General features: G+C 63.3%; 18 protein-coding genes. 12 read left to right on the top strand and 6 right to left on the bottom strand.

The features are described 5' to 3' along the window. Positions 1-12: 12 nt before the first annotated feature. The 4 genes from ACMGGN_RS14205 to ACMGGN_RS14190 all read right to left on the bottom strand — a co-directional run bounded on the left by ACMGGN_RS14205 (position 13) and on the right by ACMGGN_RS14190 (position 4,994). Entirely contained in the window at positions 13-429 is a 417-nt protein-coding gene (locus ACMGGN_RS14205; RefSeq protein ID WP_046786522.1) for a DUF1850 domain-containing protein, read from the bottom strand. Beyond that, the gene (locus tag ACMGGN_RS14200) at positions 426-2,453 is read right to left on the bottom strand and encodes a TRAP transporter permease (RefSeq protein WP_414156047.1); all 2,028 of its coding nucleotides are present in this window, start codon (positions 2,451-2,453) and stop codon (positions 426-428) included. Before ACMGGN_RS14200 ends, ACMGGN_RS14205 begins: the two co-directional genes overlap by 4 nt. Before the next feature lie 30 nt (positions 2,454-2,483). Beyond that, positions 2,484-3,434 (bottom strand): TAXI family TRAP transporter solute-binding subunit, encoded by a 951-nt coding sequence (locus tag ACMGGN_RS14195; protein ID WP_115275645.1) that lies wholly within the window; start codon positions 3,432-3,434, stop codon positions 2,484-2,486. Positions 3,435-3,539: 105 nt separating this feature from the next. Beyond that, the gene (locus ACMGGN_RS14190) at positions 3,540-4,994 is read right to left on the bottom strand and encodes a TrkH family potassium uptake protein (protein WP_125924855.1); all 1,455 of its coding nucleotides are present in this window, start codon (positions 4,992-4,994) and stop codon (positions 3,540-3,542) included. 235 nt (positions 4,995-5,229) lie between these two features. Here ACMGGN_RS14190 and ACMGGN_RS14185 point away from each other — a divergent pair, with 235 nt between their 5' ends. Further along, a complete protein-coding gene (locus tag ACMGGN_RS14185; RefSeq protein WP_119688543.1) occupies positions 5,230-7,266 on the top strand; it encodes an NADPH-dependent 2,4-dienoyl-CoA reductase in 2,037 nt (678 codons plus the stop codon). A gap of 71 nt (positions 7,267-7,337) precedes the next feature. Further along, a complete protein-coding gene (locus ACMGGN_RS14180; protein ID WP_119688544.1) occupies positions 7,338-8,237 on the top strand; it encodes a 1-aminocyclopropane-1-carboxylate deaminase/D-cysteine desulfhydrase in 900 nt (299 codons plus the stop codon). Here the strand turns inward: ACMGGN_RS14180 and ACMGGN_RS14175 are convergent. Together ACMGGN_RS14175 and ACMGGN_RS14170 are read right to left on the bottom strand one after the other, a co-directional pair. Then, on the bottom strand, positions 8,228-8,773 hold the full coding sequence (locus ACMGGN_RS14175) for a cytochrome b (protein ID WP_119688545.1): 546 nt from the start codon (positions 8,771-8,773) through the stop codon (positions 8,228-8,230). The two genes, ACMGGN_RS14180 and ACMGGN_RS14175, sit on opposite strands and share 10 nt — an antisense overlap. A 167-nt stretch (positions 8,774-8,940) precedes the next feature. After that, positions 8,941-9,969 carry a DUF1853 family protein gene (locus ACMGGN_RS14170; RefSeq protein WP_414156046.1) on the bottom strand — a complete coding sequence of 343 codons (1,029 nt, stop codon included), beginning with the start codon at positions 9,967-9,969 and terminating at the stop codon, positions 8,941-8,943. Here ACMGGN_RS14170 and ACMGGN_RS14165 point away from each other — a divergent pair. The 10 genes from ACMGGN_RS14165 (at position 9,968) to ACMGGN_RS14120 (ending at position 21,664) form a co-directional block, all read left to right on the top strand. Next, the gene (locus ACMGGN_RS14165; RefSeq protein ID WP_012313480.1) at positions 9,968-10,858 is read left to right on the top strand and encodes an NAD(+) kinase; all 891 of its coding nucleotides are present in this window, start codon (positions 9,968-9,970) and stop codon (positions 10,856-10,858) included. The two genes, ACMGGN_RS14170 and ACMGGN_RS14165, sit on opposite strands and share 2 nt — an antisense overlap. Continuing rightward, positions 10,858-11,829 (top strand): metallophosphoesterase, encoded by a 972-nt coding sequence (locus ACMGGN_RS14160; RefSeq protein ID WP_046786515.1) that lies wholly within the window; start codon positions 10,858-10,860, stop codon positions 11,827-11,829. The genes ACMGGN_RS14165 and ACMGGN_RS14160 overlap by 1 nt, the downstream gene beginning before the upstream one ends. Continuing rightward, on the top strand, positions 11,826-12,704 hold the full coding sequence (locus tag ACMGGN_RS14155) for a rhomboid family intramembrane serine protease (protein ID WP_174141808.1): 879 nt from the start codon (positions 11,826-11,828) through the stop codon (positions 12,702-12,704). The genes ACMGGN_RS14160 and ACMGGN_RS14155 overlap by 4 nt, the downstream gene beginning before the upstream one ends. 13 nt (positions 12,705-12,717) lie before the next feature. Next, positions 12,718-12,978 (top strand): YeaC family protein, encoded by a 261-nt coding sequence (locus ACMGGN_RS14150; protein WP_237859585.1) that lies wholly within the window; start codon positions 12,718-12,720, stop codon positions 12,976-12,978. Then, positions 12,975-13,805, top strand: coding sequence for a DUF2797 domain-containing protein (locus ACMGGN_RS14145; protein WP_042111277.1), 831 nt, complete (start codon positions 12,975-12,977; stop codon positions 13,803-13,805). Before ACMGGN_RS14150 ends, ACMGGN_RS14145 begins: the two co-directional genes overlap by 4 nt. Before the next feature lie 13 nt (positions 13,806-13,818). Continuing rightward, complete coding sequence (gene pepN / locus ACMGGN_RS14140; RefSeq protein WP_115275651.1) at positions 13,819-16,476, top strand: aminopeptidase N; 2,658 nt, start codon at positions 13,819-13,821, stop codon at positions 16,474-16,476. 249 nt (positions 16,477-16,725) lie between these two features. Further along, entirely contained in the window at positions 16,726-17,766 is a 1,041-nt protein-coding gene (locus ACMGGN_RS14135; protein WP_115275652.1) for a WD40/YVTN/BNR-like repeat-containing protein, read from the top strand. Then, positions 17,763-20,159: an efflux RND transporter permease subunit gene (locus ACMGGN_RS14130; protein WP_371316851.1), complete on the top strand. Its 2,397-nt coding sequence runs from the start codon at positions 17,763-17,765 to the stop codon at positions 20,157-20,159. The genes ACMGGN_RS14135 and ACMGGN_RS14130 overlap by 4 nt, the downstream gene beginning before the upstream one ends. A gap of 118 nt (positions 20,160-20,277) precedes the next feature. Continuing rightward, positions 20,278-20,568: a DUF5629 family protein gene (locus ACMGGN_RS14125; protein WP_115275578.1), complete on the top strand. Its 291-nt coding sequence runs from the start codon at positions 20,278-20,280 to the stop codon at positions 20,566-20,568. Then, complete coding sequence (locus ACMGGN_RS14120; RefSeq protein WP_174141803.1) at positions 20,534-21,664, top strand: lactonase family protein; 1,131 nt, start codon at positions 20,534-20,536, stop codon at positions 21,662-21,664. The genes ACMGGN_RS14125 and ACMGGN_RS14120 overlap by 35 nt, the downstream gene beginning before the upstream one ends. The last annotated feature ends 7 nt before the right edge of the window (positions 21,665-21,671 follow it).

The raw sequence follows: 21,671 nt of genomic DNA, 5'->3' as shown, positions 1-21,671 counted from the left end.
CTGTCAGCGCGTTCAGGGCAGTGCTTTGCGCTGATCTGCGGCATCACCCGGTTCGCATGCCCAGAAATCCACGGCAGCAATGGTGTGGGTCGGTGGTCCCAGCCAGTGGGAAAGGGGCTGGCAACGGCCCTTGACGCACAATTGATAGTCGCCGGCCTCCGGCGTGCGTCCGGCATGCAGAGGTTGCAGGGGGGGCAGATGACGATGGTAGTGCCATGCCCCATCACGCAGGCGCGCGTCGTCCGGGATCTCCATGCCGGCACCGCTGCCTCGCACCCGAGCCTCCTGCAGCACGAGGCCTGCGGGTGTCACCTGATAATCCTCCTCCCAGCGGACCTTCTCCACACTGTGCTGCCAGGCCAGGGTAACCTCCTGCAACGGCAGGCTTGCCCAGACCACACCGGCAAGCCCGATGCAAAGGCTGGTCATGCAGGTTGCCGGGGTAATGGCCGGCTCCGCCAGTAATGCCAGCCCATGACGGCAATGCCTAGGGCGAAGCCGACCTCGTCGCTGATCGGCAAGGCAAGAATCAGCGATATACCTGCCAGGAACGCCAACAGCCGCTCCCACCATGGCATGGGCATGCGCCAGTGGCCGGTGGCTGCGCATCCCCAGAGCGCCACGGCGAACATGGCCTTGATCAGCATGTACAACGTCGCGCCGAGGCTGTCGCCTTGCATCATCAGCGCCGGGTCATACACTGCCATGAACGGTACGACGAAACCGGCCAATGCAATGCGTACAGCCCAGAAGCTGATCAACAGCCCTTTCTCCTTGGCAATGGGGGCGGCCGCAAAGCAGGCTAATGCTACCGGCGGCGTCAGGTCGGCAAGGATGCCGAAATAAAACACGAACATGTGCGAAACGATCAGCGGCACGCCAAGCTCCAGCAAGGCCGGAGCAGCGATGGAACTGGTGATGATGTAATTGGGAATGGTCGGGATACCCATGCCCAGTACCAGGCAGGTCAACATGGTCAGAAGCAGTGACAGGAACAGGTTTTCGCGGCCCAGGTCGAGAATGTAGCCGGCGAAGGTCGTGGCCAGGCCGGTTAGCGAGGTCACACCGATGATCACCCCGACCAAGGCGCATGCAATACCGACCGGTACCGCATGGCGCGCACCTTCGGCCAGGGCCATGACGCAGGCACGAAGTGTGGCACGGCCACCCTGTATGAACGCGCAGGCGATGGCGAGCGAGGCAATCACCAGCAGGATGACACCGATGCCCATACGGAAGAATCCTGAACAGATGATCCCCAGCGCAACCCAAAAGGCCGCCCGCAGCCATGTCTGTCGCGCCCGCAGGATGATTGCCGAACCAAGAATGACGATGGCAGTCAGTGCCAGGCCGACCATTCCCGAATACAGCGGAGTGCGGCCGGAGAACAACAGGCCGACCAGCACTATCAGAGGGATCAGCAGGAACCAGCGTTGGCGCACTGCATCCCAGGCACTCGGGCATTGCTCGCGGGGTAGCCCATGCAGCTGGCTGCGCCGGGCTTCCAGGTGCACCATCCAGTAGACCGAGCCGAAATACAGCAAGGCCGGAATGAGCGCGGCCTTCGCCACTTCGGCATAGGGTACGTTGATGGTCTCGGCCATGATGAACGCCACCGCGCCCATGACCGGTGGCATCAACTGGCTGCCCATGCTTGCGGTCGCCTCCACGCCACCGGCAAATGCCGGCTTGTAGCCGAAGCGCTTCATCAGCGGGATGGTGAACTGCCCGGTGGTGACCACGTTCGCTACCCCTGAGCCGGTGATGGTCCCCATCAGCGCCGAGGAGAATACCGAGACTTTGGCCGGCCCCCCGCTGCGATGGCCGAACAGGCCCATGGCAAAGTCAGTGAACAGCCGGATCATGCCGGCCTGTTCAAGGAACGCGCCGAACAGGATGAACAGGTAGATGTAGGTCGCCGAAACATAGGTGGGCGTGCCATACAGCCCCTCGGTTCCGAAGGCCAGTTGGTTGACGATCTGATCGAGGCCGTAGCCGCGATGCGCAAGGTCACCGGGCAGGTGCTGGCCGAGCAGCCCGTAGGCCAGAAAAAGAGCGCAAATGATGGGCAGTGCGATGCCCATCACCCGGCGCGCTGCCTCGAACACCAGGCAGATCAGCAGCAGGCCGAACACCAGGTCACTTGTGGTCAGTTCCCCGGAGCGTTGAATCAGCTCCCCTTCGAAGTGCCACTGGTAGGCAGCGGTGGCCATGCCCGCCAGGCCCAGCAGCCAGCCAAGCGGTTGCCACGGCCTGCGATGACCAGTGAACGCGTAGCTCAGGTACACGACCAGCAGCAAGAACCCCACGTGTACTGCCCGCAGTACCTGACTGGAAATCAGCGGAAAAGCCGCCGTTGCGATCTGAAAGGTCGAAAATGCCAGGGCCACGGCAAAAAGCGTGGCAGGCCAACGGTCAGTACTGGCTTGCAGACCTTGCCCGGTATCACTCATGTGCCGCTCCCCCATGGGTCGAGTCAATAGTCAGGGGAGCAGGTTTTTCTCCTTGAAGTACCGTTCTGCGCCTGGATGCAGTGGAATGGGCAGGTTTCTCGCAGCATTCTGTGCCTGGATATCGTTCGCTGCCGAATGGGCGGTGACCAGGCGCGGCAGGTTTTCGAAGATCAGCCGGGTCATGTCGTAGGCCATGTCATCGCTGATATCGGCGCGTGTGACCAGGATGTTGGTGATGGCTGCGGTTGGCACGTCAGCATCCTGGCCATCGTATGTCTTGGCGGGAATGGTCGCGGGTTGATAGGCGCTGTTGCCGATTTTGCTCACGATGGCGGCTGGCACGGGTACGAACACTACCGGCAGGGTAGCGGCCAGGTCACGGATTGCCGCCTGACCTAGCCCGGAAGATTGCAGTGTGGCGTCCAGCTGACGGTTCTTGATCAGCTCTACGGATTCGGCATACGGCAGGTATTCGACCTTGCCCAGGTCCTGATAGCTAAGCCCTGCGGCCTTGAAGATGGCGCGGGCGTTGAGTTCGGTGCCGGACTTCGGCGCACCGACCGAGATACGTTTGCCTTTGAGGTCTTCCAGCGAGGTGATGCCCGACTCCTTGCTGGCGACGATCTGGATGTAGTTGGGGTAGGTGCCGGCGATGGCGCGCAGTTTCTTCAGGGGCGCCTTGAAGCCGGCTTCGGCATCTCCGTTCCAGGCATCCGCCACCGAATCTCCCAGCGCGAACGCCAGTTCGCCACGGCCGGCTTGCAGCAGATTGAGGTTTTCCACCGATGCCTTGGTGGCTTGCACTGAAGTCTTGCTGCCCTCGATGCCATGGCTGTAGATCTGTGATATCCCAACGCCGATAGGATAGTAGACGCCGCTGGTGCCACCTGTGAGGATGTTGATGAAGGTTGGCGCGGCCTGGGCTGTTGCGCAAGCTGCCAGTACGGTGCTGGCCAATGCCAGGCGAAGGGCTCGGTTCATGGGGATATTCTCCGCTTATTGTTCTAGTTCCCTGCGTCAGTAAACCTAGAACGAATTAACGGATCCTGCCCGGATTTATTGCTGCCCCCACGTGCTGCCCTGCAATCAGAACCTCCAGAAGGCAGGCGCGACGAGCACCAGCACGGTGAGAATCTCGAGGCGGCCTAACAGCATGCCGATGGTCAGTAGCCACTTCGCAGCGTCCGGTAGTGAGCTGAAGTTGCCGGCCGGCCCGATCACGCTGCCCAGCCCTGGCCCGACGTTGCACACAGCTGTCGCCGCGCCACTCAGGGCAGTGGTCCAGTCAAGCCCTATCAGGGTCAGCGCCAGGGCGATCACGGCAATGGTGACGGAAAAGAAGAAGGAGAACGTCAGCAATGAGCGCACGATTTCTTCATCAATGGGGTGGCCATTGTACTTCTTCGAGATCATCGCCCGCGGGTGAATCAGCTGTTTCAAACTGCTGACCAGCAGTGACGCGGCGACTTGAAAGCGGAATATTTTCAGTCCGCCGGCTGTGGAGCCCGAACATCCACCGACAAAAGTCAGGTAGAAGAACAACAGCATGGCGAAGCTGCCCCAGAGCGTGTAGTCCCCTACCGCAATGCCGGTGGTCGTAACGATCGACGTCACATTGACCGCCACGATGCGAAAAGCATCCCACCACGAAAAGTCGCTGTGCCAGCAGAGCCAGGTCCCTACCGTGACCCAGACAAGCAGGAGAAAGCCGAGAAAGCCACGCACCTGATGGTCCTTGAACAGGATGCGGCGGTGGCCACGCAAGGTCGCTACATACAGGGCGAAGGGCAGGCTTCCGAGGATCATGATCACTACCGCCACCCAATGCACAGCGGGCTGAGTCCAGTGGCCAAGCGATGCATCGGACGTCGAAAAGCCACCCGTGGAGATCAGCGACATCGAATGATTGATGGCGTCGAAAGGGGTCATGCCGGCGGCCCACAGGGCCAATGTACCGAGTGCTGTCAGCCCCAGGTAGATCACCAGGATCATTTTTGCCGCGACGTGTGAACGGGGCGTCACTTTGTCCGACCAGTCCGATGACTCGGTCTGGAACAGGCGCATGCCGCCCACGCGCAGCAACGGCAAGATCGCGACGGCCATGCCGATGAAGCCTATGCCTCCCAGCCAGTGCAACAGTGATCGCCAGATCAGCAGGCCGGGCGATGCGCTGTCCAGGCCGGTAAGTACCGTCGAGCCCGTGGTGGTGATGCCCGACATGGTTTCAAAGAATGCATCCGTGTAGCTGATATGCCGGATGAACACCATGGGCAGGGCTGCGAACGCGCAGACGATGACCCAGCTGGCTGTGGTCAGGAAGTACATGTCTCGCGCCCTTAACTGCGGCGCATCGGGTATGCCGCGAGCCACCAGAACCAGGCCTGCGCACAGGGCTATGAGGCTGGACCAGAGGAAGGCACCGAGGTCGTCGCTAAGGCCATACAGCAGCAGCGTGGCCATGGGGATGACCATGCTGACCGCCAGGGTAATCAGGAATACGCCGATGATGAAGGCGATGAAGCGCAAAGCGGGGAGAGGCATCGAGCAGGCTCACGGGGGCAATGACCGGCAGTATCGACTGCCATTGCAGGATGTCGAGTAAAAAAGGCGTAAAAGTCTGGGGCATCCTGCAGTTCGCCTGTGCAGGATGATCAGTAAGTTGTCAGTTTCGATCATTGAGCGCATTCAAACGGCTGTTTAATGTCGTTGGCAGATAAACGACGGGGCCCGCCGAGGCACCCGCATTCCGTGATCACGCCACATGGGGAACCGTTCCATGGCTGCCGACCGCTATCCGCACTTGCTGGCCCCGCTCGACCTGGGCTTCACCACCTTGGCTAACCGCACCCTGATGGGCTCGATGCACACCGGCCTTGAGGAGCGTCCCGGTGGCTTCGAACGCATGGCTGCGTATTTTGCAGAGCGTGCCCGTGGCGGCGTTGGGCTGATGGTCACTGGTGGTATCGCGCCCAACGATGAAGGGGGCGTGTATTCCGGTGCAGCCAAGTTGAGCACCGAGGAGGAGGCTGACAAGCACCGCATCGTCACCGAGGCCGTGCATGCCGCTGGCGGCAAGATTTGCCTGCAGATCCTGCATGCCGGGCGCTATGCCTACAGCCCCCGGCAGGTGGCGCCCAGTGCGATCCAGGCGCCGATCAACCCGTTCAAGCCTAAAGAGCTGGACGAGGCCGGGATCGAGAAGCAGATCGCCGATTTCGTCAATTGTGCCGTACTGGCACAGCGCGCCGGTTACGACGGCGTCGAAATCATGGGGTCGGAAGGCTACTTCATCAACCAGTTCCTTGCCGCCCACACCAACCACCGTACTGACCGCTGGGGCGGCAGCTATGAAAACCGCATGCGCCTGGCGGTCGAGATCGTCAGCCGGGTGCGCGAGGCCGTGGGGCCGAATTTCATCATCATCTTCCGCCTGTCGATGCTCGACCTGGTCGAGGGCGGCAGCACCTGGGACGAGATCGAGTTGCTGGCCAAAGCCGTCGAACGGGCTGGCGCGACCCTCATCAACACGGGGATCGGCTGGCACGAGGCGCGCATCCCGACCATCGCCACCAAGGTGCCGCGTGCCGCGTTCAGCAAAGTTACCGCCAAGCTGCGCGGGGCGGTGACCATTCCGTTGATCACCACCAACCGCATCAATACCCCCGAAGTGGCTGAAGCCGTACTGGCCGAGGGCGATGCCGACATGGTCTCTATGGCCAGGCCGTTCCTGGCCGACCCGGAGTTCGTCAACAAGGCGGCGCAGGGGCGCGGCGATGAAATCAATACCTGCATCGGCTGTAACCAGGCGTGCCTGGATCATACGTTCGGCGGCAAGCTGACCAGTTGCCTGGTCAACCCGCGGGCCTGCCACGAAACCGAACTCAATTACCTGCCGGTGCACACGGTCAAGCGCATTGCCGTGGTGGGTGCCGGCCCGGCCGGCCTGGCGGCTGCCACCGTGGCCGCAGAGCGCGGCCACGAGGTGACGCTGTTCGATGCAGCCAGCGAAATTGGCGGGCAGTTCAACGTGGCCAAGCGGGTGCCGGGCAAGGAGGAGTTCTTCGAGACCCTGCGCTATTTCGGCAACAAGTTGAAAAGCACGGGTGTCGACCTGCGGTTGAACACCCGGGTCGATGTGCCGGCCCTGCTGGAAGGCGCTTTCGACGAGATCATCCTGGCCACCGGCATCGCGCCGCGTACGCCAGCCATCCCAGGCGTCGAGCACGCCAAAGTGCTCAGCTACCTGGACGTACTGCTCCAGCGCAAGCCAGTGGGTGAGTCGGTTGCGGTGATCGGCGCTGGCGGCATCGGTTTTGACGTCAGCGAATACCTGGTGCATCAGGGCGTGGCCAGCAGCCAGGACCGGGAGGCGTTCTGGAAGGAGTGGGGCATCGACCGCGAGCTGCAGGCGCGAGGCGGCGTGGCGGGCATCAAGCCCGAGCCGCATGCACCGGCACGGCAGGTGTACCTGCTGCAGCGCAAGAAGGCCAAGGTGGGCGATGGCCTGGGCAAGACCACCGGCTGGATCCACCGCACGGGCCTGAAAAACAAGCAGGTACAGATGCTCAACGGCGTCGAGTACCTTAGGATCGACGATGCGGGCCTGCACATCCGCGTAGCTGAAGGTGAGCCGCAGGTACTGGCGGTGGACAACGTGGTCATCTGCGCCGGGCAGGAGCCGCTGCGGGAGCTGCACGAAGGGCTGCTGGCTGCGGGGCAGTCGGTGCACTTGATCGGCGGCGCGGATGTGGCGGCCGAGCTGGATGCCAAACGGGCGATCAACCAGGGCTCGCGTCTGGCTGCAGAGCTTTGAGATGGCCGGGGCCGCAAAGCGGCCCCAGGTTTTCACTGGTAGACTGACGGCCTCGCATCAGGCGCTGAAACATGTTTACCCGCTTTCATGACCTTCCCCAGGCACCTTTACAGCCCCTCGAGCTTGCTTGGCTGAAAAGTGCCAACGTTGAAGCCGCCATCCTGCGCCTGGACCTGATCGACCCCCTGATCAGCGGCAACAAATGGTTCAAGCTGCGCCACCACCTGCTGCACGCCCACGCCTCGGGCGCCGCCGGGTTGATCAGCCTCGGCGGCAATCACTCCAACCATCTCCATGCCCTGGCCGCCGCCGGCAAGCGCTTCGGCTTCGCCACCGTTGGTCTGTTGCGCGGCCATGCCCAGGACACCCCCACGGTGCGTGATCTGCAGGCGCTGGGGATGCAATTGCACTGGCTTGGTTACGCAGGCTACCGTGCCCGTCATGACCCCGGCTTCTGGGCACCTTGGCAAGCGCTGTATCCCGGCTGGCACTGCATCCCCGAAGGCGGTGGCGGGCAGGCTGGTGCCCAGGGGTGTGCATTGATCGTCGAGCAGGCCAAGGCCCAGTTGGGCACATTGGGTTGGCCGGACTATGACGCCTGGTGGCTGGCCGCTGGCACCGGGACCACGCTGGCTGGCCTGGTGCTGGCCGAGGCCGGCGCGCACAGGGTGCATGGCGCCCTGGCAGTGCCGCTGGACCATGGTGTACCCGAGACCATAAAGGCGCTGGCCGGTACGGCCGGGTACCAGTTGCACGAGGCCTGCCGAGAGGGTTTTGCCAGGCTCGATGATGAGCTGCAGGCTTTCATCGAACAGGCTGAGGCCAGCACGGGTGTCCCTTTAGAGGCGCTTTACACCGGCAAGGCACTGATGGCCCTGCGTGGGCAGGTCGAGGCCGGGCTGTTCAAGCCCAGCACTCGCCTGATCTTTTTGCACACCGGTGGCCTGCAGGGCCGACGCGGCTACTTGTAAGGCAGCATGCGCAGCAGCGTGTTGTCGCGCACTACATAGTGGTGATAAAGCCCGGCCAGCGCGTGCAGGCCGATCAGCCAGTACCCCCAACTGCCCACGCGTTCATGCCAGCCTTTGATGAACTTGGCCAGGTCCGGATCCGCAGCGATCAGGTGCGGCAACTCCAGGCCATAGAAGGGCACCGGTTTGTCGGCGGCACTGAGGATCAGCCAGCCGGCCAGCGGCAAGCCGATCATCAACAGGTACAGCGCCAGGTGCATCACGTGGGCAAGCCCGGTCTGCCAGGCGGGAGGCTTGGGCACAATGGGCGGCGCAGGGCGGAGCAGGCGCACGGCCAGGCGCAGCCAAACCAGCACGAACACCGTCAGGCCGAGCATGAAGTGCAGGTCCTTCATCAGGTTGCGCTCGGCGCTGTCCTTGGGGAACAGGCCACGCAACTCGATGCAGGCGTAGACAGCGGCCAGCAGCACCAGCATCAGCCAATGCAGGGCGATGGACAGGCGTGCGTAGTGGGGCGCGGGGCTGGATGAAACCATGGGTGGTCCTCGTCATCAGGTCGAAAGTGGCGCTCTTGGCGGCGCTCAGAGGTAACTGTAATCGTTGCTGCAATTAAATCATTGCGCTGGGTCGGTGAAAGGGTGTTTGCGGCCTGCGCCGCTTCGCGCGCAGGCCCGCAATACCCCGCGGCTTTCAATGCCGTGGTTTACCCGCGAATGGGCAAGTGCGGCCAGCTGTCGGCCACCAGAAACACGCGGTCCACCTCAAGCCATTCGCCTTCCGGGCCTGGCTCAAGCCTGACCAGCATCTGCGCCGGTGCTTGCGGGTCAAGCCCCTCAAGCCATTGAGCGAACTGCCGCGCGGTCCAGCCTTGATCTGCCTCGAACCTTGCCGGTGCCAGCCAGGCATGGCGGGGCAGGGGCTGCCAGCGTCCCACCTCGGCCATTGCCCAATCCCGCCGCCGCAACCACCGCCCGCGCAGGTGCAGCGGGTTGGCCCCCGCGGGCGATTCGGCGTGCCCAGGCCACGGATAGAACAGATACCCCGCCAGCCACAGGTGTGCCTGTACCTGGCCAATACCAAGCCCGGCCAGCGCCTCACGGCTCTGCGTGCCACCCGACATGGGCAATTGGTGCCCGGCCAGGTGCGCCAGTTTGGTACCCAGCCGGTCATGGCAACCCGGCCCTAGCCACTGCGCCGGGTCATGGCCTTGGCCGTCCGTTGGCCCCAGGTAAAGCTTTATGGCCAGCTCCAGATGGTGAGTACCGTCGGCGTCGCGCAGCACAATGTCCAACTCGCCCAACGTGCGCCCACCGGTGCGGATCGCCAGGTTGGCCGCCAGCAGCTTGACACCGGGCGCCTGGGCCAGGGCGAACTGCCACAGGCCTTCGTAGTACAGGCCCAGGCGCCGGCTGGTGCTGTTTGCCAGCCATTCACGCAGGGGCTGATCGTCGGCGTCCAGCGCCTGTAACCAGTCTTTCAGCCGCTGGGGATCCGCCGCCCAGGTGCTGCCTGCCAGCGGATGGCGCTGGGGGCAGGGCGGTGTGCTCAGCAGCGGTGGCGACAGCAGCGTCCAGGCCAGGTCGCGCACGGCGGCGCGGCGCAATTGGCGAGGCAGGTCGTGGAGTTCGGCGAAAGGCATCATGCTGCGAGCATAGCCGGTTTGCCGCTGCCCGGTCGTTTCGCCCATAATCGCGGCATAGTCACCCGCCGCAGAGCCTTGCAGGAGCCCCATGGAGCAATTTCGCAATATCGGTATCATCGGCCGCCTTGGCAGCTCGCAGGTGCTCGACACCATTCGCCGACTGAAAAAATTCCTCCTCGAGCGCCACCTGCACGTGATCCTCGAGGACACCATTGCCGAAGTGCTGCCTGGCCACGGCCTGCAGACCTCCACGCGCAAGCTGCTGGGCGAAGTATGCGACCTGGTCATCGTTGTCGGCGGTGACGGCAGCCTGCTCGGCGCCGCGCGTGCTTTGGCCCGGCACAACATTCCGGTGCTGGGGATCAACCGCGGCAACCTGGGCTTTCTCACCGATATCCGTCCGGACGAGCTGGAAGAAAAGGTCGCCGCAGTGCTCGACGGCCACTACCTGGTGGAAAACCGCTTCCTGCTTCAGGCCGAGGTGCGCCGCCACCACGAGGCCATCGGCCAGGGCGATGCGCTCAACGATGTGGTCCTGCACCCGGGCAAGTCGACGCGAATGATCGAGTTCGAGATCTACATCGACGGCCAGTTCGTCTGCAGCCAGAAGGCCGACGGCCTGATCGTCGCCACCCCCACCGGCTCGACCGCCTACGCGCTGTCGGCCGGCGGCCCGATCATGCACCCCAAGCTCGACGCCATTGTCATTGTGCCCATGTACCCGCACACCCTGTCGGGCCGCCCGATCGTGGTCGACGGCAACAGCGAGCTGAAGATCGTGGTGTCCAAGGACCTGCAGATCTACCCGCAGGTATCCTGTGACGGTCAGAACCACTTCACCTGCGCCCCCGGCGATACCATCACCGTGAGCAAGAAGCCGCAGAAACTGCGCCTGATCCACCCGCTGGGCCACAATTACTACGAGGTTTGCCGCACCAAGCTCGGTTGGGGCAGCCGCCTGGGGGGCAGGGACGACTGATGTTCGATCCGGCGCGAAGTTTCGACATCATCGGTGACGTGCATGGCTGTGCGCTGACCCTCGAACGCCTGCTCGACACCCTCGGCTACAAGCGTGTCGGTGGTGTCTGGTGCCACCCGCGGCGTCAGGCGCTGTTCCTCGGCGACATCGTCGACCGCGGCCCGCGTATCCGCGAGGCGCTGCACATCGTCCACGACATGGTCGAGGCCGGCCAGGCCTTCTGTATCATGGGCAACCACGAATACAACGCCCTGGGCTGGGTAACCCCGGCGCTGCCCGGCAGCGGCAAGGCCTACGTGCGCGAGCACACGCCGCGCCATGCCCGCCTGATCGACGAGACCCTGACCCAGTTCGCCCACCACCCCGGTGACTGGCACGATTTTCTGCAGTGGTTCTACGACATGCCGCTGTTCGTCGACGCCGGGCGGTTCCGCCTGGTGCATGCCTGCTGGGACCCGCGGCTGATCGACCCGCTGCGCCAGCAATACCCCGACGGGCGCATCGACGAACACTTCATCCAGGCCTCGGCCGTGCCCGGCAGCTTCGCCTCCACGGTCTGCAACCGCCTGTTGCGCGGCACCGACATGCGCCTGCCGGACGGCCTGACGTTGACCGGCGGCGATGGCCTGACCCGCGCCTTCTTCCGTACCAAGTTCTGGGAAGAAGACCCGAAGACCTATGGCGACATCGTCTTCCAGCCTGACGCGCTGCCCGATGAGGTGGCCCGCACGCCGCTCAGCCACACCGAGAAAAATGCCTTGCTACGCTATGCCGAAGAGGAGCCGCTGCTGTTCGTCGGCCATTACTGGCGCAGCGGCCGCCCGGCGCCGATCCGCCCCAACCTGGCCTGCCTGGACTACAGTGCGGTGCTGTACGGCAAGCTGGCGGCCTATCGGCTGGATGATGAAACCCGGATCGACCCGCACAAGTTCGTCTGGGTCGACGTCGATCGACCGCAGGCCAATCAATGAATATCGTCGAAGTGATGCGCCTGCCGCTGTCGGTCGACCTCAGCGGCTTCGTGCACCTGCTGCAACGCCTGCAGGTGCCGCACCGGGTCAGCGAAGAAGGCGAAGCCCAGGTCCTCTGGGCACCGGAAACCATGGCTGCGGATGTCCTTGAGCTGTACCAGCGCTACCCAGACGGCAACGCTGATGTCGAGCTTGCGCAGGCCCCTGCGCAAGGCGACTTGCCGGCGAAAGGGCCGACACTGGCCGAGCAGGCGAAAGCCTGCAAGGTCACCGCTGCCGTCCTGTTCCTGTGCCTGATCGTCGCCGGCCTTACCCGCCTGGGCGACAACCTCACCACCATCAGCTGGTTCACCTTCCTCGACTACCGCGTCCAGGGTGAATACCTGCACTTCACGCCGCTGGCCCAGGGCCTTGCCGAAGGCCAATGGTGGCGCCTGGTGTCGCCGATGCTGCTGCACTTCGGCGTACTGCACCTGGCCATGAACGGCATGTGGTACTGGGAACTGGGCAAGCGCATCGAACTGCGCCAGGGCCCTTGGTTGCTGGCTGGCCTGACCTTGCTGTTCAGCCTGGTGTCCAACCTGGCCCAGCACTACACCAGTGGCCCGAGCCTGTTCGGCGGCCTGTCCGGGGTGCTGTACGGCTTGCTCGGCCATGTCTGGCTGTACCAGTGGCTGGCGCCCAACCCACACTTCAGCCTGCCCAAGGGCGTGCTGGTGATGATGCTCATCTGGCTGGTCATCTGCCTGACCGGTGTGGTCGGCCAACTCGGTTTTGGCCAGATCGCCAACGCCGCGCACGTCGGCGGGCTGCTCATCGGATGCCTGACGGGCCTCTTGGGTGGTGCGCTGGCGCGGCGTAAACTGTCCGCTTGATTTAGGAGACGCTATGTCCACGTTCGCGCAAATGATCGAAAACATCACGCCGCAGATCTACGAAAGCCTGAAAACGGCCGTGGAAATCGGCAAATGGTCCGATGGCCGCAAGCTCACCCCCGAGCAGAAGGAGCTGTCGCTGCAGGCGGTGATCGCCTGGGAGATGAAGAACCTGCCAGAAGAGCAGCGTACCGGTTACATGGGGCCCCAGGAGTGCGCGTCGAAGTCTGCGCCGATCCCTAACATTCTGTTCAAGTCGGACTCGGTACATTGATCGAACTCGCTCGTGGCTCTTTGAGCAAGATGGCGGTAAGCCTGGAAGCACCCGTGGTGCAGTACAGCTTTCGCCTGGATGACACGCAGGTGCCGGTCAACCCGCTGATCGGCCAGACCCTGCGCCTGCAATACCTCGGCGCCATTCACTGCAGCCATTGCGGCAAACGCACCAAGACCAGTTTCAGCCAGGGTTACTGCTACCCGTGCATGACCAAGCTGGCCCAGTGCGACGTGTGCATCATGGCGCCGGAACGCTGCCACTACGACGCCGGCACCTGCCGCGAGCCGTCCTGGGGCGAGCAGTTCTGCATGACCGACCACGTGGTCTACCTGGCCAACTCGTCCGGGGTCAAGGTTGGCATCACCCGCGCTACGCAGTTGCCCACCCGCTGGCTTGACCAGGGTGCGAGCCAGGCGTTGCCGATCATGCGCGTGGCGACCCGCCAGCAATCGGGCCTGGTCGAAGACGTATTGCGCAGCCAGGTGCCGGACCGCACCAATTGGCGCGCGCTGCTCAAGGGCGACGCCGAGGTGCTCGACCTGGTGGCCATTCGCGAGCAGATCTTCGATGCCTGCGCCGATGGCCTGCGCGATCTGCAGGCACGCTTCGGCCTGCAGGCGATCCAGCCGCTGCCCGATGCCGAAGTGGTGCAGATGAAATACCCGGTCCAGGCCTACCCGAAAAAGATCGTCAGCTTCAACCTCGACAAGGACCCGGTGGTGGAAGGCACGCTGCTGGGCATCAAGGGGCAGTACCTGATCTTCGACACCGGCGTGATCAATATTCGCAAGTACACGGCCTACCAGTTGGCCGTGCTCCAGTAAAAAGGACCTGCACATGCGTACCGAACAACCGCAAGTGATCTACCTCAAGGACTACCAGGCGCCCGAGTACCTGATCGACGAGACGCACCTGACCTTCGAGCTGTTCGAGGACCACACGCTGGTCCATGCGCAACTGGTCATGCGCCGCAATCCGGCACGCGGTGCCGGCCTGCCGCCACTGGTGCTCGACGGCCAGCAGCTCGAGCTGCTGCGCGCCTCGCTGGACGATCAGCAACTGCAGGCGAGCGACTACCAGCTCGAAGCCGACAGCCTCACGCTGCACCCCAAGGCCGAGCGTTTCACCCTCGACACCAGCGTGAAGATCCACCCCGAGAGCAACACAGCGCTGGAAGGCCTGTACAAGTCCGGCAAGATGTTCTGCACCCAGTGCGAGGCCGAGGGTTTCCGCAAGATCACTTACTACCTCGACCGCCCGGACGTGATGAGCACCTTCACCACCACGGTGATCGCCGAGCAGCATCGCTACCCGGTGCTGCTGTCCAACGGCAACCCGATCGGCAGCGGGCCGGCTGAAGATGGCCGCCATTGGGCGACCTGGGAAGACCCGTTCATGAAGCCGGCCTACCTGTTCGCGCTGGTGGCCGGTGACCTGTGGTGCGTCGAGGACACGTTCGTGCGCCAGTCCGGCCGCGACGTGACCCTGCGCATCTATGTCGAACCCGAGAACATCGACAAGTGCGACCACGCCATGGTCAGCCTGAAGAAGTCCATGCGCTGGGACGAGGAAGTCTATGGCCGTGAGTACGACCTGGACATCTTCATGATCGTCGCGGTCAACGACTTCAACATGGGCGCCATGGAAAACAAGGGCCTGAACATCTTCAACTCCAGCTGCGTGCTGGCCCGCGCCGAAACCGCCACCGATGCTGCCCACCAGCGTGTCGAAGGCGTGGTCGCCCACGAGTATTTCCACAACTGGTCGGGCAACCGCGTGACCTGCCGCGACTGGTTCCAGTTGTCGCTCAAGGAAGGTTTCACGGTGTTCCGCGACGCCGAATTCAGCGCCGACATGAACTCGCGCACGGTCAAGCGCATCGAGGACGTCGCCTACCTGCGAACCCACCAGTTTGCCGAAGATGCAGGGCCCATGGCCCACCCGGTGCGCCCGGACAGTTTCATCGAGATTTCCAACTTCTACACCCTGACCGTGTACGAGAAGGGCGCCGAAGTGGTGCGCATGGTCCGTACCCTGCTGGGCGCCGAGGGTTTCCGCAAGGGCAGCGACCTGTACTTCGAACGCCATGATGGCCAGGCGGTGACCACCGATGACTTCATCAAAGCCATGGAAGACGCCAACGGCGTCGACCTCACCCAGTTCAAGCGCTGGTACAGCCAGGCCGGCACGCCGCGCCTGGATGTCAGCGAGGTCTACGACGCCACAGCACAAACCTACAGCCTGACCTTCCGCCAGAGCTGCCCGCAGACGCCGGACAAGGCCGAGAAACTGCCGTTCGTGATCCCGGTGGAGCTGGGCCTGCTGGATGCCGAGGGCAACGACCTGCCACTGCGCCTGGCCGGTGAGGCCGCCGCTGTTGGTACTGGCCGCGTACTGTCGGTGACCGAGGCCGAGCAGACGTTCACTTTCGAAGGTATCCAGGCCAAGCCGCTGCCATCGCTGCTGCGCGGCTTCAGTGCGCCGGTGAAGCTGAGCTTCCCGTACGACCGTGACCAGCTGATGTTCCTGATGCAGCACGACAGCGATGGCTTCAACCGCTGGGAAGCGGGTCAGCAACTGTCGGTACAGGTACTGCAGGAGTTGATCGGCCAGCATCAGCGTGGTGAAGCACTGAAACTCGATCAGCGCTTGATCACTGCCCTGGGCACTGTTCTGGCCAACGAGTCGCTGGACGCCGCGATGGTTGCCGAGATGCTGTCGCTGCCGGGCGAAGCCTACCTGACCGAGATCAGCCAGGTGGCTGATGTCGACGCCATCCACACGGCACGCGAATTCGCCCGCCGGCAGATCGCCGAGCAGTTGTTCGATGGCCTGTGGGCGCGCTATCAGGCGCACCGCGAGGTTTCGCGCAACACCGCCTACGTCGCCGCAGCCGAGCACTTCGCCCGTCGCAGCCTGCAGAACATTGCTCTGTCGTACCTGATGCTCAGCGGTAAACCGCAGGTGCTGGCAGCGACCCTTGAGCAATTCGACAACTGCGACAACATGACTGAACGGCTGACGGCGCTGGCCGTGCTGGTCAATTCGCCGTTCGAGGCCGAGCGTGCCAAGGCCCTGGAAACGTTCGCCGAGCACTTCAAGGACAACCCGCTGGTCATGGATCAGTGGTTTAGTGTGCAGGCAGCCAGTGCCTTGCCGGGCGGGCTGGCGCGGGTCAAGGCGCTGATGCAGCACCCGGCGTTCACCCTGAAAAACCCGAACAAGGTGCGTGCGCTGGTCGGTGCGTTTGCCGGACAGAACCTGGTCAACTTCCATGCGGCCGATGGCTCGGGTTATCGCTTCCTGGCGGACCTTGTGATCGAACTGAATGCGCTGAACCCGCAGATCGCTTCGCGTCAACTGGCACCGCTGACCCGCTGGCGCAAGTATGACGACGCGCGCCAGGCGCTGATGAAGGGCGAGCTGGAGCGGATTCTCGCTTCCGGGGCGCTGTCCAGCGATGTGTATGAAGTGGTGAGCAAAAGCCTGGCATAAAGTCTGGGATCTCCCACAGGTAATGCACAAGCCTTCAGGGCGGTGCAGTACCTGTGGGAGTCGGCTTGCCGGCGATTGGGCTGTGCAACAGCCCCTTGTTTCTGGTTAACAAAACATAACGTCCCGCTCGTTGTATTCCCGCAAACATCCCCGCTACGATGGCCCGACGCTATTGCAGGCCTCTACCACAAGGTTTTCGCAGTACCTGCAAGGCACAGACCCACCAAGAACAACAAACAGGGGACGGTCATGAGGGAGCGGGTAATGACGCAGGCCAGGCGCGGTGCCTGGCCGTTGGCGGCCGGCGCAATGCTGGCGCTGGCACTGGGGATGTGGGCGGGCAGCACGCAAGCCGCCGCTGCCCAGGAGTATTCCACCGAATCGGCAAAGGCCAGCCAGAGCCTGCTGATCGATGCCGCTCATGCTGGCAAGCGCCTGGTGGTAGTGGGCGATCGCGGCCACATTCTGTTCTCCGATGACCAGGGCAAGACCTGGACCCAGGCCCGGGTGCCTACCCGGCAATTGCTCACCGCAGTGTTCTTCGTCGACGACAAGCGTGGCTGGGCAGTCGGGCACGATGCGCAGATCCTCGCCAGCAACGATGGCGGTGCGACCTGGAGCAAGCAGTTCGAAGACCTTGCCCGTGAAGCCCCGTTGCTCGATGTCACTTTCCTCGATGCCCAGCACGGCTTTGCCGTGGGCGCTTACGGCGCACTGCTGGAAACCCGCGATGGCGGCCAGCACTGGCAGGACGTCGCCGAGCGCCTGGACAACCCCGACCAGATGCACCTCAACGGTATTGCCCAGATCAGGGATGCCGGCCTGTTCATCGTCGGCGAGCAGGGCAGCATGTTTCGCTCCAGCGACAGCGGCCAGAGCTGGAGCAAGCTCGACGGCCCCTACGAGGGCTCGCTGTTCGGCGTGATCGGCACCGCCCAGCCGCAGACGCTGTTGGCCTATGGCCTGCGCGGCAACCTGTTCCGCTCTACGGACTTTGGCGACAGCTGGCAGCCGATCGAACTCAAGGCCGCGCGCGGCAACCTCGAATTCGGCCTGGCAAGCGCTACGCTTCTGGATGATGGCAGCCTGATACTGGTCGGCAATGGCGGCAGCGTGCTGCGCAGCATTGATGACGGGCAGAGCTTCACTGTCTACAACCGCGCTGACCGCATTGCCCTGGCCGGTGTCAGTGGCCTGGCCAATGGCGGCTTGCTGCTGGTAGGGCAGGGCGGTTTACATCTGGCCACCGGCGAAGGTGCCGACCAGGCAGCCGAGGAGCCTCGCCCATGACCAGCCGAGAGAGCATCATGCAGCCCCACCACCAAGACAAACCCACGCTGCTGGAACGGCTGATCTTCAACAACCGCCCGGTGGTCATCGCCCTGTGCGTGCTGGTGAGCATCTTCCTGTTCTGGCAGGCCGCGCAGATTCGCCCCTCGACCAGTTTCGAGAAGATGATTCCGCTCGAGCATCCGTTCATCGAGCAGATGATGGAGCACCGCAACGACCTGGCCAACCTCGGCAACACCGTGCGCATTTCGGTCGAGGCGGTCAACGGCGACATTTTCGACAAGAATTACATGGAGACCCTGCGCCAGATCCATGATGAGGTGTTCTACATCCCCGGCGTCGACCGCGCGGGCCTCAAGTCGTTGTGGAGCCCCAGCGTGCGCTGGAGTGAAGTCACCGAGGAGGGGTTCTCCGGCGGCGAGGTAATCCCCAATACCTACAACGGTTCGCAAGACAGCCTCGACTCACTGCGCGACAACGTGCTCAAGTCCGGCCAGGTCGGGCGCCTGGTGGGCAACAACTTCAAGTCCAGCATCGTCGATGTACCCTTGCTGGAAAGCTACCCCGATCCGCAGGACCCCGGGAAGCAGGTCAAGCTGGACTACCAGCAGTTCTCGCACCTGCTCGAGGAGAAAATTCGCGACAAGTTCCAGGCGCAGAACCCCAATGTGAAGGTGCACATCGTCGGCTTCGCCAAAAAGGTCGGTGATCTGATCGACGGCCTGGTGATGGTGGCGATGTTCTTTGGGGTGGCGTTGGTCATCACCTGGGTCCTGCTCTACTGGTTCACCTGGTGCATCCGCAGCACCATCGCCGTGCTGATCACCACCCTGGTGGCAGTGGTCTGGCAATTGGGCCTGATGCATGTGGTGGGCTTTGGCCTGGACCCTTACTCGATGCTGGTGCCGTTCCTGATCTTTGCCATCGGCATTTCCCATGGGGTGCAGAAGATCAACGGCATCGCCCTGCAGTCCAGTGATGCCGAGAATGCCCTGACCGCTGCCCGGCGCACCTTCCGTCAGCTGTTCCTGCCCGGGATGATCGCGATTCTCGCCGATGCGGTGGGCTTCATTACCCTGCTGATCATCGACATCGGCGTGATCCGCGAGCTGGCCATCGGTGCGTCGATCGGTGTGGCGGTGATCGTCTTCACCAACCTGATCCTGCTGCCGGTAGCCATCTCCTACATCGGCATCAGCAAAAAGGCCATCGAGCGCAGCAAGAAGGACGCCACCCGGGAGCATCCGTTCTGGCGCCTGCTGTCGAACTTCGCCAGCGCCAAGGTGGCACCGGTGTCCATCGCCCTGGCCCTGGTCGCCTTCGCTGGTGGCCTGTGGTACAGCCAGAACCTGAAGATCGGCGACCTCGACCAGGGCGCGCCGGAGCTGCGCCCGGACTCGCGCTACAACCAGGACAACAACTTCATCATCAGCAACTACTCGACCAGCTCCGACGTGCTGGTGGTGATGGTCAAGACGCCGGCGGAGAGCTGCTCGATCCACTCGACCATGGCACCGATCGACGAGCTGATGTGGACCATGGAGAACACCCCCGGCGTGCAGTCGGCGATTTCCCTGGTGACGGTGTCCAAGCAGGTGATCAAGGGCATGAACGAGGGCAGCCTGAAATGGGAAACCCTGTCGCGCAACCCGGACATCCTCAACAACTCCATCGCCCGTGCCGACGGCCTGTACAACGCCGACTGCTCGCTGGCGCCGGTGCTGGTGTTCCTCAACGACCACAAGGCCGAAACCCTGGAACGTGTCACCAGCGCTGCCAAGGCGTTTGCCGAAAGCCATGACAAGGACGGCTTGCAGTTCCTGCTGGCGGCGGGCAACGCCGGGATCGAGGCTGCGACCAACGAGGTGATCAAGTCGGCCGAGCTGACCATCCTGATCCTGGTGTACATCTGCGTGGCGGTGATGTGCCTGATCACCTTCCGCTCCTTTGCTGCCACCCTGTGCATCGTGCTGCCGCTGGTGCTGACCTCGGTACTGGGCAATGCGCTGATGGCCTTCATGGGGATCGGGGTGAAGGTCGCCACCTTGCCGGTGGTGGCGTTGGGCGTGGGTATCGGCGTCGATTACGGCATCTACATCTACAGCCGCCTGGAGAGCTTCCTGCGTGCCGGCCTGCCGCTGCAGGAAGCTTATTACCAGACCCTGCGTTCGACCGGCAAGGCGGTACTGTTCACCGGCCTGTGCCTGGCCATCGGCGTGTGCACCTGGATCTTCTCGGCCATCAAGTTCCAGGCCGACATGGGCCTGATGCTGACCTTCATGCTGCTGTGGAACATGTTCGGTGCGCTGTGGCTGCTGCCGGCACTGGCGCGGTTCCTGATCAAGCCCGAGAAGATGGCAGGCAAGCAGGGCGGTTCGATCTTCGCCCATTGAATGGTGGAGGGCCGCTTTGCGGCCCAATCGCCGGTTTGTCGTGGCGACGAACTGCGGCGACTGGGCTGCAAAGCGGCGCGAAGGCTATACTGTCGCCTCTTTTTCAGCTGGTACCTTCATGTCTCCCCTCGCCACCGCCCTCGCATCCTGCGACATGCTACTGATCGATGGCCTGCACGCCTTCGACTTCAACCTTGATGAAACAGGCCTGACGGTCGAATGCATGGACGGCCGCCAACACCGGCGTTGGGCCTTCACTGCCGAACAGGTCGCCGCTGCCATCGGCGCCGGTGACGAGTGGCAACTGCACGATGCCCAGGGCGAGCATCGTCTAGTCTGTATGAGTGCCTTTCGCGCCCCGGATGAAGACGACGATGAACCCGACCTGGACGAGCCTGCTGGCCGCTAGCCTCATGAGCCTGACTTTGAATGCCCAGGCCGTCACGCTGCTGGTGGGCAGTTATACCGATGGTGCGAGCCAAGGTATCTACCGTTACCAGTTCGACAGCAAGACTGGCCTCATCGGCCCTGCGCCGCAGCAGGTGGTCAAGAGCGTCAGCCCTTCCTGGCTGGTGCTTTCGGCGGATCAGCGGCAACTGTTCGCGGTCAACGAGGCGCCAAAGGGCCACGCCAGCAGTTTCAGCGTGAGCAGCAAGGGTGAGATCAAGCCGCTGAACCAGGTTGCCACCCGTGGCGACGAACCGACGCATGCCAGCCTCAGCCGCGACCAGCGTTACTTGTTCGTTGCCAACTACGCCGTTGCTCCAGACCCGGGCGGCAGCCTGGTGGTGATACCGGTGGCCAAAGACGGCAAACTCAAGGATGTGGTGCAGCAGGCCGGACACGAGCCCAGTGGGGTGAACCCCGAGCGCCAGGCCGGTGCCCATGTGCATTCAGTGGTGCTGTCGCCGGACGGTAGTCACCTGTATGCCAGTGACCTGGGGGCCGACAGGGTATTCATCTACCGCTACGACGGCGCCAGCACCGACCGCCCGCTAAGCCCGGCCATCCCCGCATCGGTCGACCTGCCAGCTGGCAGTGGCCCGCGTCACCTGTTGTTCGATGCCAAGGGGCGGCATGCCTATCTGACGCTGGAAATGAGCGCCGAAGTGGTCATGTTCGATGTCGAGGATGCTGCCCTGCGCGAACGCCAGCGCCTGCCGCTGACCGAGCAGCAGGACGCGGCGGCCAAGGCGGCAGGCGGCCTGCACCTCTCGGCGGACGGGCGCTTTCTGTATGTGAGCAACCGCGGCACGGCCAATGAGATCGTTGCATTCAGTGTGGGCGAGGATGATGGGCAGCTGGCCTTCCTGCAGCGTCGATCGGTGGAAGGCGACCACCCGCGGGAGTTTGCCCTGGACCCGAGTGACAACTTCCTGTTGGTGGCCAACCAGAAGAGCAACCAGATCGTGGTCATGCGCCGCGATCCGCGTACGGGCAAGCTGGGTGAGACGGTGCAGACCCTGGCGCAGGACGCACCTTCGGATTTGAAGTTCATCGAGTGACTATCGA

Origin of the sequence: Pseudomonas sp. BNK-30, from assembly GCF_047456185.1 — a bacterium.
GTDB classification, from domain to species: Bacteria; Pseudomonadota; Gammaproteobacteria; order Pseudomonadales; family Pseudomonadaceae; genus Aquipseudomonas; species Aquipseudomonas putida_E.
This window is presented reverse-complemented; position numbering and strand designations above follow the sequence as displayed.

Coding starts and splice junctions, on each gene's coding strand:
- pepN (WP_115275651.1), top strand. CDS start 13,819: ATGCGTACCGAACAACCGCAAGTGATCTACCTCAAGGACTACCAGGCG.
- ACMGGN_RS14170 (WP_414156046.1), bottom strand. CDS start 9,969: ATGGGGCTCCTGCAAGGCTCTGCGGCGGGTGACTATGCCGCGATTATG.
- ACMGGN_RS14190 (WP_125924855.1), bottom strand. CDS start 4,994: ATGCCTCTCCCCGCTTTGCGCTTCATCGCCTTCATCATCGGCGTATTC.
- ACMGGN_RS14150 (WP_237859585.1), top strand. CDS start 12,718: ATGTCCACGTTCGCGCAAATGATCGAAAACATCACGCCGCAGATCTAC.
- ACMGGN_RS14185 (WP_119688543.1), top strand. CDS start 5,230: ATGGCTGCCGACCGCTATCCGCACTTGCTGGCCCCGCTCGACCTGGGC.
- ACMGGN_RS14205 (WP_046786522.1), bottom strand. CDS start 429: ATGACCAGCCTTTGCATCGGGCTTGCCGGTGTGGTCTGGGCAAGCCTG.
- ACMGGN_RS14130 (WP_371316851.1), top strand. CDS start 17,763: ATGACCAGCCGAGAGAGCATCATGCAGCCCCACCACCAAGACAAACCC.
- ACMGGN_RS14175 (WP_119688545.1), bottom strand. CDS start 8,773: ATGGTTTCATCCAGCCCCGCGCCCCACTACGCACGCCTGTCCATCGCC.
- ACMGGN_RS14125 (WP_115275578.1), top strand. CDS start 20,278: ATGTCTCCCCTCGCCACCGCCCTCGCATCCTGCGACATGCTACTGATC.
- ACMGGN_RS14165 (WP_012313480.1), top strand. CDS start 9,968: ATGGAGCAATTTCGCAATATCGGTATCATCGGCCGCCTTGGCAGCTCG.
- ACMGGN_RS14200 (WP_414156047.1), bottom strand. CDS start 2,453: ATGAGTGATACCGGGCAAGGTCTGCAAGCCAGTACTGACCGTTGGCCT.
- ACMGGN_RS14160 (WP_046786515.1), top strand. CDS start 10,858: ATGTTCGATCCGGCGCGAAGTTTCGACATCATCGGTGACGTGCATGGC.
- ACMGGN_RS14135 (WP_115275652.1), top strand. CDS start 16,726: ATGAGGGAGCGGGTAATGACGCAGGCCAGGCGCGGTGCCTGGCCGTTG.
- ACMGGN_RS14120 (WP_174141803.1), top strand. CDS start 20,534: ATGAACCCGACCTGGACGAGCCTGCTGGCCGCTAGCCTCATGAGCCTG.
- ACMGGN_RS14155 (WP_174141808.1), top strand. CDS start 11,826: ATGAATATCGTCGAAGTGATGCGCCTGCCGCTGTCGGTCGACCTCAGC.
- ACMGGN_RS14195 (WP_115275645.1), bottom strand. CDS start 3,434: ATGAACCGAGCCCTTCGCCTGGCATTGGCCAGCACCGTACTGGCAGCT.
- ACMGGN_RS14180 (WP_119688544.1), top strand. CDS start 7,338: ATGTTTACCCGCTTTCATGACCTTCCCCAGGCACCTTTACAGCCCCTC.